The sequence below is a fragment of the Candidatus Electrothrix sp. genome (assembly GCF_052785085.1).
Window position 1 is genome coordinate 29020 of record NZ_JALAAI010000006.1, and the last position, 12832, is coordinate 41851.

The 12832-nt window shown below is 46.6% G+C and carries 9 protein-coding genes; 1 reads left to right on the forward strand and 8 read right to left on the reverse strand.

Annotated features, from left to right (window positions below; genetic code table 11):
- Positions 1–144: 144 nt before the first annotated feature.
- From L2082_RS01925 to L2082_RS01945, 5 genes are all read right to left on the reverse strand, one after another.
- A complete protein-coding gene (locus L2082_RS01925) occupies positions 145–3348 on the reverse strand; it encodes a methyl-accepting chemotaxis protein (RefSeq protein ID WP_446009999.1) in 3204 nt (1067 codons plus the stop codon).
- Between the two features lie 412 nt (positions 3349–3760).
- Positions 3761–5545: a chemotaxis protein CheB gene (locus tag L2082_RS01930; protein ID WP_446010000.1), complete on the reverse strand. Its 1785-nt coding sequence runs from the start codon at positions 5543–5545 to the stop codon at positions 3761–3763.
- A gap of 389 nt (positions 5546–5934) precedes the next feature.
- Complete coding sequence (rfaE2, locus tag L2082_RS01935) at positions 5935–7203, reverse strand: D-glycero-beta-D-manno-heptose 1-phosphate adenylyltransferase (RefSeq protein ID WP_446011397.1); 1269 nt, start codon at positions 7201–7203, stop codon at positions 5935–5937.
- Entirely contained in the window at positions 7204–7917 is a 714-nt protein-coding gene (locus L2082_RS01940; protein WP_446011247.1) for a DVU0298 family protein, read from the reverse strand. It lies immediately after the preceding gene.
- Positions 7918–7982: 65 nt separating this feature from the next.
- Positions 7983–8492 (reverse strand): ferritin, encoded by a 510-nt coding sequence (locus L2082_RS01945; RefSeq protein WP_446011398.1) that lies wholly within the window; start codon positions 8490–8492, stop codon positions 7983–7985.
- A gap of 254 nt (positions 8493–8746) precedes the next feature.
- Here L2082_RS01945 and fabB point away from each other — a divergent pair, with 254 nt between their 5' ends.
- Complete coding sequence (gene fabB, locus L2082_RS01950; RefSeq protein ID WP_446010287.1) at positions 8747–9961, forward strand: beta-ketoacyl-ACP synthase I; 1215 nt, start codon at positions 8747–8749, stop codon at positions 9959–9961.
- Positions 9962–9964: 3 nt separating this feature from the next.
- Here fabB and L2082_RS01955 read toward each other — a convergent pair whose 3' ends face one another.
- From L2082_RS01955 to L2082_RS01965, 3 genes are all read right to left on the reverse strand, one after another.
- Entirely contained in the window at positions 9965–11047 is a 1083-nt protein-coding gene (locus tag L2082_RS01955) for a cyclic nucleotide-binding domain-containing protein (RefSeq protein ID WP_446010288.1), read from the reverse strand.
- 112 nt (positions 11048–11159) lie between these two features.
- Positions 11160–12242 carry a cyclic nucleotide-binding domain-containing protein gene (locus tag L2082_RS01960; protein WP_446010289.1) on the reverse strand — a complete coding sequence of 361 codons (1083 nt, stop codon included), beginning with the start codon at positions 12240–12242 and terminating at the stop codon, positions 11160–11162.
- Positions 12243–12317: 75 nt separating this feature from the next.
- Positions 12318–12680, reverse strand: a complete 363-nt coding sequence (locus L2082_RS01965) for a hypothetical protein (RefSeq protein WP_446010290.1) — start codon at positions 12678–12680, stop codon at positions 12318–12320.
- Positions 12681–12832: the final 152 nt, after the last annotated feature.

Sequence of the window (12832 nt, forward strand, 5' to 3'; positions counted from 1 at the left end):
TTGAGCAACAGTGGAAAAAAAACCTGATCTGTTATCACCTCGATGCGTTCTCCTCCCCCTTTATAAATCACTCTGCGCTCTCCAAGACAGAGAACGCAGAGTAACAAGGAGATAGGAACCTGAAAAAACAGACAACAGGTAAGCTTACAACTTAAACTGCTCAACCTGTTGACGGAGTCTCTCAGAAGCTGCCTGCAATTCATCGGTAATGGACACAACCACACCAGCTCCCTCAACTGTTTTTTGCGCGCCTTCAAAGGATTGCTGAGCAATCTTTACTGCATTCTGGGAACGCTCACCCTGGGCAGCAACCATTTCGGTCAGCTGATCAGTACGGCTCACAATATCGCGCATCTCAGAGTCAATGGCACTGGAACCGGCACTTGCTTCAGATACCAGCGCAGAAATGATCTGGGACTGTTGCACCATAGAGGAAAGCGCTGTTTCAGCTGCCTGACGACGAGCACCCTGCTCACCAGCCATTTTGGAGATTTGTTCTGCCAACTTGTTCAATTCCTGAACAAGGGCCTGTGCATTTTGAATATCACCTTGAACAACCTGGGCAACAGAGGCAATTTCCTCAATGGAGCGCATGTTTTCACGACCACTGGCATCAATTTTAACCAGAGCAGTCTCCAATTGTTCAGAGTACCGTGTTCCTGCATCAACGTTGGCAGCAGAATCCTTAATCAGCTGCGTAATCTCTTTTGCAGCTTCAGAGGAACGTTGGGCCAGTTTACCAACCTCGTCAGCAACAACCGCAAAACCCTTACCATGCGCACCGGCACGAGCAGCCTCAATAGCAGCATTCAGAGCAAGCAGGTTTGTTTGCTCGGCGATCTCTGTAATAACGTCGATGATTTCAGAAATCTGACCAGATGAATCTGCAATGGCACGCATACCAGCAACCGTACTTTCAACCGCTGATCGACCTTCCTGAGCAGCCTGAAGTGCTTCCTGACCCTGGGCTGTAGCGGAATCTACTGCCTGAGCCATGTTACGTACAGAAGCAGTAATTTCATTCATGGATGCGGTTACCTGCATAACCATTTTACCCTGCTCGGTGGATGTGGCCACAACCTGAGCACCGGTCTCACCCATGGCACCCACACGGTCAGTAGCTTTTTCAGCTTCTTCAGACTGTTTAATAACAGCGTCACTCACAGTATCCATGGATTGGAGCAGCTCAGCAATGGTTTGCTGGGAACGCTGCGCACTTTCCTGCTGTGCCCTGGCACCCTCAGAAACCTGGCCTGCTGTCTTACCCATTGTCTGGAGCAGCTCTCTTGTTTTTTCTGTCTGCTGGGCCTCAACTTCGGCCCTGTCCCTGTTTGCAGAAGCGCGGCCTGCCACGTTTTCTGCGTTTGCAGCAACTGCCTGGGATATACTCTGTACCTCGGAGAAGGCTGCGTTCAACTCAACCAGCATGTTGTTGAACTCGTCAGCCATCTGACCGATCTCATCTGAGGTAGTACTCTCCACCTTCAGGGTAAGATCACGTTCCGCAGCAACCTGCCGAACAACCCCGGCAATCGCAACAATGGGTTTCGCGAAACCGCCACCTACAAACCAGGCAACCAGAGTTACAACAATAACGATGATAACACCAATACCCAGGGCCTGGAGCCGCAGGGTGGTAATGGCTTCCAGTGCTTCGGCACGGTTGATTTTGGCCTCAATAAGCCAGTCGAAATCCACACCCAGTTCCTTGGGCAGGTTCAACTTCACAGCAGTGGAAATAATCTCATTACCAAGATAATCAACAGACTCTTCCGTTACAGCCCCATCCTGACGGAAACCATCCTTCACAATGGTTGCGGTCAGTTCTGATTCCAATAACTTCAGACCGAAACGGGAGTTGGATCGGGCGATATAATCCTCACCAACCAGAAAGATCTCACCGGTATCACCCAGACCGATAGTTAGGTCAAGTAGCTCCTGAATATTCGTGTCCGCCATCTGAGCGGCAACAACCATGACCAGCTCACCTTTGGCATCTGTAACCGGAGCGGCAAAAAAGGCGGCAGGCTTATCCCCGGTCGGGGCATACCGTGCATAATCCGCCATGCTCGCTCTCTTGGTCGATATAACATTCTGGACCAGTCGTCCCAGGTTGGAGTTGCTGTACTTGCCCGTGAGTATATTGGTCAGATAGTCAGATTCCCGCTCAACCGTATAAAAGATAAGACCGGTGGGATCAATCATAAAGATATCATAGTAGCCGTATGTTTTCTGGTACTTCTGCATCAGATCCTCGGCCTGTCCCTCCTCTTTCGGAACAATAACTTCCTCCAGGGCACCGTTGGTGATCAGGCCCCAGTTCAGGCCGGGAATCTCAACCGGTGAATACACGGAAAGCTCAAGAACGCCTGTTGTACCGATCTTGTGGAGTTGTCCCGACTTCCCTGCCAAAGCCAGCCGACCGTCAGGTGTATCATGGGGATCACCAATCTTACCCTCTTTGACCACACGGTCGGAATGCAGGGTGGGATTGTCGGCATCACCGACCAGATAGGACTCAAAGGTACTGGTCAGACCTGCGCGCTGATTAACAATATCGTTAATTTCATCCGTGGCAAGCTGGAAAGCAGCCACACCGAAAATCCTGCCACTCTCATCACGAATCGGACCGCCCATGAACATGGCCTGCTGATTATTGGACGGTGCATAGGAGGCATAGTCGGTTATAACGATTTTCCCCTCTTTCATGACCCTGGCATAGGTCTCACCCAGACCGCTGCCCTTGAGTCCTCCGGTGGCCAGATTCTGTCCCAGGTCTGATTCCTCCTTCACAGTGAAGAGAACATCCCCTTCCGCTGAAATAAGAAAGACATCATAATACCCGTGCTCTTCGGAGAACCCCGTATACCAGGCACCGTATTTTTCTTTATACCCGTTCCAGAGACTGCCGCCGATTCTGCGGCCCTCTTCCTTGAATGACTCGTTCAGCTCCTGTATGGCGGTGATCGTTGTCAGGCTGTTGCGAAGCATCTCCACGTCAGCCCTACGTTTACCGAAATACCGCTGCAGGGCCTGAAGCTTTACCTCCTCAATCGCTGTCAGCTTGTTCAGCGCTTCTGAACGAAGCGAGGCGGACAGGTTCGCAAGACTCGTCATATCAGCCTGACGTTCCTTGAGGAAACCAGCAACCTGGTCCTTTTTAATCTCTCGAATAGAGTTCAGCTGATCCTCTGCACGTTCCTGCAATGCGTTGGCCGCCGAAATCTGGTCAATTAACGCGTTAACCAGAAACGGCAGCAGACCAACCATAAGCATGATCGCTACCAGCTTACCGCGAAGCCCCAGCCCTCCGTACCAACCGGACGACTTCCTCTTCAAATTTTCCATACTTTTCCCTCCACCTGTCTGTTTTCCGATAGTACCGAATGACCGGATGTACTTTCCCGGTACCGGGCCTGATTCTGCCGCACTCCTAAGAACATGCCTCCATACCTCCTTATGGAATTTTTGTTACTACTTTCATTTATATCTGTATATCTTTAATATTGCAATGAGTACTATGTTTTTTTTCAGATAAAAAGGTTGATCAACCCTGTTGAGTACGTATCTGCCTCTCTGAATACTCCCTCTGAACACCCCTTAGAGACAAGCTCGTGTCTCAATGCGAGACAAGCTCGTGTCTCAATGGGAGACAAGCTCGTGTCTCAATGCGAGACAAGCTCGTGTCTCAATGCGAGACAAGCTCGTGTCTCAATGCGAGACAAGCTCGTGTCTCAACGGGAGACAAGTGCATCCCTCCTTAGCCCGCAAGCACGTCCTCAATACCCCTGGGAATCCCTGTGTCTGGCAATACCTTTGCCCCAGGGCAACGGGCCGCCACAGCCCCTGGCATCTCCCGGTACAGACTACCAGCCGGGTCCTGAACAATACCTGTCCCTCCCACGCGTAGAATCTCCCCTAGCCCCTCTCCACCGTCTTCGCCCATCCCGGACAAGACAACAGCAATGCTTTTTTCTTTTACCCGTTCTGCTACAGAAAAAAAGAGCATATCTATCGAACCTCTCCGGGTGGCAAAGGGTGCTGAAGAAAGATGCAATACCATCTCCCCTTCCACTTCACGAACTGTCAGATACTCCTCTCCAGAGGCAAAATAACAGACACCTGCTTCTATTTTGGCATCATTTTCTGCACGGCGAATTATCAAGGGGGAAAGTTTGTTGATATAGCTGACAAAGGAGTCAAGATGTCGGGACGGGACATAAAAAACAACAAGGTAGGCCACTGGAAACTTTGCTGACAAATGAGGCAGGATTTTCAAAAAAGCACCATAACCGCCTTCAGCAGCTCCCAGGGCAACAAGGCCCTCACATTTTTCACCAGCAAGGGCAAGAGCCTCTTTTTTTTCCTTACTCACAGCACGGACATATTTCACTGCTTCAAGCTCTACATCTGCTGCCAGGCGTACCTTGCGTTCAATTTCGCTGGTCTGCTCCTCAAGATTCACAGTACCAGTATTTGAAGGCTTGGCCACAAAATCCACTGCCCCATATTTCAGGGCATCAAAGGTCACATCCGCTCCTTCAACGGTCATGGCACTGAGCATGACTGTGGGCGTGGGGGCCTGAATCATCAGATGCTTCATTGTGGTCAGACCATCCATGACCGGCATTTCCACATCAAGGGTCACAACGTCTGGTTTGAGCTGGGGAATGATCTGAAGAGCCTCTTCCCCGTTTTCTGCTTCCCCAACAACCTGCACCACAGGATTGTCTTTAAATATATTGGCGATGACCTTGCGCATCATCCTGGAATCATCCACTATAAACAAGTTTATTTTCTGCTTGGATGCCTCCAGTGGACAACTTTCACCTGCCCAGCCACTTATCGGACTGCCAGCTGCCTCTTTTTTTAATCTGGAGGTGATCAGGATAGTTTCTAAACCTTTCTGCGTAATAAGATGCTCTCCATTGCTTTCTGCCGGTTCTTGCGTGAACCCCAGCGGGGGCCAATCAAATATCTCTAATGCAGCATCTACGCCTTGTTTATTATCACAAGTGGCATTCACAAGCAGGCCCTTGTCAAAATGGAGTTCACCCTGTTTTTTACTGCCAAAATGGACACGAACTCGACAGGTCTTTTCAAGGGCTTCCAGAAAAGAAACTATTTTTCCAGCAAATATTCCAGGGGTATAATCATTTTCATCCAGGCGTTGTAATCCCTCAAGAACAGCACAACCAATTGTCTCCAGGTTGGCGGGTTTCACCAGATAAAGGTAAATAGAATCCTTGAATCGGCATTCCTTCACATATTCTACAGAAGGATGCTTTTGCGAAATCATCACAATACATTGAATGTGACGGTATGATGAAGAAACAAGAGACAGCAAGGCCAGCGCATCAATATTTTCCGCATTGAGATTAACAACAAGAACAGCTATCTTCTCTTTTTTCAGCGCAAAGACCTCATCACCTCTGTTTGTGGCTGTCAATACTTTGTACTGACTATACGCAGACAGGACATCGCAAAGGTCATGAACATAGGTCAGATCGTCATCTACAATGAGAATTTTTGATATATCAGACATGAAATCATACAACAAATTCAATTAACAAGAATTTTTATTTCTGCATACAGAAGCTGCCTACCCCAATCAATCCTCAAACAGTAACGCCCATGGTATCAGCATTCAAACGTCATCACCTTTCTAAAATAGCATATCTAAAACAGAAATCAATTTTTTTTACCCATTAATCGTTGAACCGTTAACCGTATTAGAAAAATTCAGCACTCCTGCTTGTAAAAATACTTGCTTGCCTCTGCTATGAAAAGAGTTATTAGTCATCCGTATAGTCACGACCCATTGTTACCACGAAAGGTCAAAAAGATAAATTGTTAGAAATAATAAAGGCATAATTTCAGAGAATCGTCTCCATAGTTTACCACAACAACGAAGGGACTTATACAGAAAAAAAATTATGCGCCAGCAGACGTTAATATTGTCTCAATAATACGAGTAGTTGAGGTCTGGCACGTAAAAGCTATTCGCTTAATTGCTCCTCCGGCTGCTTTGACCTCAGCTCCACCAACTATCTGGTCTTCAGGCCAATCAGCCCCTTTAACCAGAATATCCGGGAGGAGTGCCTGAATGAGTTTCAGCGGAGTGTCTTCATCAAAAAACACCACAAAATCAACACATCCCAAGGCCGCCAAAACCCGGGCCCGTTCACGCTCACTATTCACCGGACGCGCAGGTCCTTTTAAGGCCTGAACAGAGCTGTCAGAGTTAACACCAATAACAAGGCAATCACCACAACGCCGGGCCTCTTCCAGATAGCTCACATGGCCTGCATGAAGAAGGTCAAAACAGCCATTGGTAAAAACCACCTTACTGCCCTGGGCACGCATGCGGGATAACCGCTCCAACAGAATATCTGGTCCAACGATTTTATGTGCATCCTGACCATACCAGGGACGCTCTGCAACGGAACAAAAACGGGATCGGGCAGTTGTAACATCTTCTGGATCAAGATCAGCCGTAAGCACAGCAGGTTCTTTATCAGCCTGGGCAAGTATCTCTCCTGAAGGCGAAATAATCATTGACTGGCCAGCCAGATCACCCACAGCAAGACGACCACTTCCATTACATGCCACAACAAAAGCCTGGTTCTCAATAGCCCGGGCCTGGAGAAGAATCTTCCAGTGGTCAGCCCGAAGTGCAGGCCATTGGGCAGAAATGACAAGCAGCTTGGCTCCGGAAAAAATCTGCTGTTGACTGAGCTGAGGAAAGCGGAGATCATAGCAGACCAGAGCAGCAATTGGCCCAAAAGGTGTCTGGATACCTTGCGCTTCTTTTCCAGCTGCAAGGTACTGGTCCTCCTGCCACAGCTGAAACAGATGCTGCTTATGATAGCAGCCAACCTGCCCTTCCGGCCCAACTACAAAAAAGGCATTATAGATCTCCCTGGTGGGTTGTTTATCCAGTAAAGAACCAGCAAACCATACGCACTTCTGCGCAGCTTCTTTCTGAAGCTCAGCGAGAATTTCAGGTGTTTGCTCAGCAAGGGCATGAATATGTGCGTAATCAAAACCTGTGGCCCATAGCTCGGGCAAAACAACAAGGGTATTGGCTGGGCAGCAGGCTTTTGCCAGCATCTCTTGCACAGCCTGCAGATTTGCCTGCACATCTCCTTGCTGAAGAGGTAGTTGCAGACACGCAACATGGGGGAAAAGATCCTGGTCCATTTATTCAACCTCCTTGAGGGCACGGCCTGCAAGTTCAGCAACCGAAACCGTGCAGAAGACACCGTGATCATACAAGCGCAACATTCTTTGGTCATTTTTGGCCAGCTTGTTGAGCTGTTCCAACGGCTCCCTTGACGCTGCCCTGCCAAGGAGCCCAATAGCCCGTGCAGCCAGTCCACAGACAGTTGCATCAGCAGCTTCGAGGTACGGCGGAAGGTCACGCTCTACTCCACGGGCGAGTAAACATTCTTTCCGGTTCTGAGCTAATCGTCCCATGGCCCACATAAGTCCCTGCTGTAATATCTCATGCTCAAGAAAATTACCGTCCTGCCATTCTTCCTCACCATCAGGGCGCATATAGGAAATCAGCATATGAATATACTCTTTGGTTATCCCATCATGCCGATACATAATTTCCGCCATGGACTCTGGCACTCCCCAACCAATCCCGCCTGACTCATCATTCAGACTCCACAACATACGCCGAAGTATTATCCGGGCTTCTTCCATGTCCTGGTCAGCCAGTCGAGCCACCGCACGACCCATGACGGAAATTGCATGCCAGCGGATCAACTCATCAGGATGACAAATCCCAAAAAAAAGTGCATTAACCAGCTCCTTTTCCTGGAACTGAACAAGCTCAGTTTCAATCTCAGCAAGATCATTCTGCTTTAATACTCTCAAAACATGCTGTTTAATTGCTCGTGTTCCCATAAGATAGTCTCCCTTTATCAAGAGTTAATCCTCAGCGTACTTATTCAGCTCAACAAATTTTTTCCTTATTCCTTTGCTGGAGGAATAAAGACTCGCTTTGCCAATTCAGCGTCCAACATAAAAAGTCCGGATGAATCGTTCTGGATCAGGCGCAACTTATTCAGCACATCGCCAACTGAGGCCTCTTCTTCTACCTGTTCAGAAACAAACCACTGCAAAAAAATCTTGGTTGCATGATCCTGCTCTGAACCTGCAAGATCCATCAACTCATTAATCAACGCAGTTACTTTTTCCTCATGAGCCATAACCTGCTCAAAAACGGCAAGAGGATTTTCCCATTTCGCATCTGGTCGATTAATCGTATCCAAAAACACTCTTCCACCACGTTCATTGACAAAATCATACAACCTCATCCCATGATGCAATTCTTCCTGGGCCTGCACCCGCATCCAGGATGCAAAACCCGCCAAACTGATCGAATGGAAATAAGACTCCATGGACAGGTAAAGATATCCGGAATACATTTCCTCATTAATCTGGTTAGTTAATGCCTTTAAAATTTTCTTTTTTAACATATTCTTCTCCAATATTTTCATCTGGACATGATAAGATATCCGGCATAAGGGGCAAGATATTTTCTGTTGAATCCTAGCAGCTTATTAAGAAAAAAATAGTAATGCTTTTTCGCTTGTAATCAGATTCCATACTTTTCTGAGAAATTGAAAAACTATTGTTCTTTTGCTGTGAATCTGTCATTCTTACACAAGAATAAACCCATAGCGATGCAGCATGAAGTACAATAACTTTTGAGAAATAATAAAAAACAATAATGCGTAGAGTGGTCATAACAGGGATGGGAATTATTTCCTCCCTAGGAGATACAACAGAGGACGTTCTGGCCTCCTTGCAAACAGGAAAATCCGGTATTCGATTCTGGGAACCTTACAAAGAACTGGGACTGCGCTCGCAGATCGGTGCCTTTACTCAAATCAATTGCAAAAAACATATTGATAAAAAAATACTCCGTTTCATGGGCAATGCAGCTGCCTATGCCTACCTGGCAATGCAACAGGCCATACAGGACAGTGGACTCTCTCCTGAACAGGTTTCCTCACCACGTACCGGCTTGATTATTGGCTCAGGAGGCACTTCAGCAGAAAATGTTGTTGCCACAGCCGATATTATGCGCAAGAGAGGACTACGCCGACTCAGCCCATTCATGGTGCCCAAAACCATGTCCAGTACCGTTTCAGCTGGTCTCACAGCACCTTTTAAAATCAAAGGTACCTGTTACTCCATCTCCTCTGCCTGCGCCACTGGTGCTCACTGCATTGGTGCAGCAATGGAACAGATTCAGCTTGGGAAACAGGATATCATCTTTGCTGGTGGTAGCGATGAAGAACACTGGACCCAAACTTCAATGTTTGATGCGATGGGGGCCTTGTCCACCAATTTTAATGATACACCGGAACAAGCCTCAAGACCATATGATGTACACCGGGACGGATTTGTTGTTGCCAATGGAGCTGGCCTGATTGTTTTAGAAGAACTTGAACATGCCTGTCAACGCGGAGCACAGATTTACGGAGAGCTTATCGGCTATGGGGCAACCGCTGACGGTTATGAGATGGTATCTCCATCAGGTGAAGGGGCATCTCGTTGCATAAAACTTGCTCTTGCCTCTGTTTCCGCGCCTATTGATTATATCAATGCCCACGGAACATCCACCCCTATTGGCGATATGGTTGAGCTGCAGGCCATTCGCCAGGTATTTGGTGCCAGTATTCCCCCAATCAGTTCCACAAAATCTCTTTCAGGACATTCATTAGGTGCTGCCGGAGTGCATGAGGCTATCTACAGCATCCTTATGCTCAATAATGATTTTATTGCAGCAAGTGCCAATATTCATACTCTGGAACCAGACGCTCAAGAAATGAATATTGTCCAACAAACGCGCCAAATAATATTAAACAGGGTTATGTCGAACAGCTACGGCTTTGGCGGCACCAATGCCTGCCTTATTTTTCAAAAATATCAAGGGTAACGGCTACTCACCTGCTTCCTGTTCTTCATCAATACGGCGTAAACCTTCCATAACAAGCCCCATAAAACCTCCAAGCACAGGCAACTTTTTCTCCTCTTGAGTAAGACCCTTTGTATAGACAAAGGAGCCTTTCTGCTTTGCCAGTAAAGAAAAGATAGCCTCTTTCCCTTCTAACTCGCCGTATTGACAATACACTATCTCACCTTCATTAAACAGCGTTAATGCCTGAGATGCATCAAAGGTAAACTGTACTTTTCCTGTCTTACCACCAGAGTTGATGAGTTGAAACAGCTCCACGGTATTAATATCTTCCAGGTCACCGCTCATGCCGGAACTGATATTGCCAGATCGTATTGTATTTACCTGGGCACGGTTTACCAAAACTCTATAAAAAAAGATTTGTAATATAGGATACCTGGATAAAACATGTTTAAAATCTTTTGCCTTAAGAGCTGCCAGCTGAACAGCTGTTTTCGAATAAACAGAAGGATAGGTCAATTCTCCAGAGAGCAGACTCATCTCTCCAAAAATATCCCCTGGACCAATCTCCGCAACAACCTCATTATCCTCCCGGACAACTGCAACTGTTCCTGATAATACAACATAGAAATGGGTTCCAAGCTCTCCAGCTTCAATGATCACTTTATTTGCAGAAAACTTTTGCAACTTCATGAGCAGAGCAAGGTCCTGGAGATCAAAATCATCCAGAGGTTCAAAAAGCTCCATCTCCCGGAGGAGATCGAAAAAGTCTTCTATCAATTGATTCTTCGCCCGTTTTTTCGCTACCTCAAGGAGGTTCATCTGCAAAGTGGAATAGGCGTTTTCCTTCTTATACTCAAAACGAATGAGTCCCGTACATCCACCGCACTCAAACTTGGTTCTCCGCATACCAGTCTGGGTAAAACGAGGACGCAAGGGTCTGGAGCAGTTCAGGGTCTTAAGCATTTCCTGCACCAGCATCAAGCATACTTCTTTATTCCGCTCAATGGTAAGAGTAGATTCATGAACAATGAATTCATCGCCGACATTATATATGGGACATGCGTGTTCTTCGGTAACAATGAATACAGCATTGCGATATTCCATGCATTTCTACTCCGCTACTCTTCAGCTACTCAATTTATTGCCTGCATAGCTCATCATGTTCCTGCAGACTCCGGGCTTTTTCGTTGCCCTTCACATCCATGTCTCTACAAAATCAGTCTGTATTCACCACCATCTCCTCATCAATGCGTTGCAGACCTTCCATCAAAAGCCCCATAAACCCGCCAAGAACGGGAAGTTCTTCATATTTTTCAGCTAGTTCTGTATTATAGGTAAACGATCCCTTCTTTTTGGATAGCAGAGCAAAGAGTGCTTCTTTTCCACTCAACTCCCCAAAGGACGCATGGATTATCTCTCCTTCCTTAAACAGGATAGTGGCGTGTCCGTCATGGAAAATTAAATCAACCTTTCCTGATTTACCGCCACTATTGATTAACTGAAACAGCTCAACCGGATTAATATAAATCAACTCTCCGCTCATACCAGAACTGATTTTACCGGACCGGGCCATATTCATCTGGGCCCGGTTCACTAACAGACGATAGAAAAAAATCTGAAGCACAGGGTATCTGTTTAAAATAAACTTCAGATCTTTTCCGTTAATCGTGCCGAATTTGACCACTGTTCGGGAATGCACTGAGCTACTGGCAGGCTCTCCGGAAAGCAGACTCATTTCACCAAAGATTTCTCCCCTGCCAATCTCGGCAATTACCTCGTTTTCGCCTTTTATAATGGCAACCTTACCGGATAATATGATGTAGAGATGGGTTCCCCGGGTGCCCTCAGATATGATCACCTTGTTGGGGTCAAATTGCTTTAGCTTCAGCATTGAAATCAGATCCAGCAAGTCATGATCTTCTAGAAGTTCAAACACTTGCATGGTGCGGAGATGCTTAAACAAGGCTTCTACATGTCGTTTTCTCGCTTTTTTATCTGCAATCCGCAGCAGGTTCATTTGCAGAGTAGAAAAGCCCCGCTCTTTCTTATATTCAAAGCGCATTGATCCCGTGCAACCGGGACAACGAAATGATGCTTGCTGCATCGCTCTTTGCGTAAAGCGCTGTTGTCCTGGTTTTTTAGCAAGCGCTTTATGGAGTTCACGCACCAAAATCAGACAAACCGGCTTCTCATAGTCTACACTGACTGCCGAATCCTGAATCTGAATTTCTTCACCTACATTATAGATAGGGCATGAGTCCTCTGAGGTAACAACAAAAACCGCGTTACGATATTCCATGCTGATTAACCTGATTTAAAAAGATATAACAAAACTTCTTTATTATTATTCGAAATTTTTCTCCAGAGGATATCCTCATGATCTTCCAAAAAATAAATAAATTATAAAACCGAGAACTGCAGAAGCACCAGCTAACACCGGCAAGACCTTCTTTATCTGGAGCTCTCCGTCAACAATAAGAGTCTGCATATACTCTGTCCCACTGACCCACCAGAGAATGATAAAGATACCAATGATAATGAGTTCGTTAAAAGATTGCTTCCAGATGAGATAGCCAACAAGAGCAATAAAAGGGACAAGAAACCAAGGATTGGTAAAGAGAGCAATCACTTCAACATCTTTTACCTGCTCAGGGACATGCGTACTTTGCAGCCAAGCACCTATTTTCGCAAAAAAACCACCTGATGTACCGCTTGCAACTGCTTCCAAACCCACCATGACACTGCTCCTATTCAAATAATCTCTCTAATACATCTGATCTTCATTTTCAGACTACCAACGAAAACAAAACACTGTCAATTAAAAAACAATGCCCACAGCCCGAGCAGGTAAAACGGGCAGGTAAAAACATGTTCTGCACAAACTCTGTA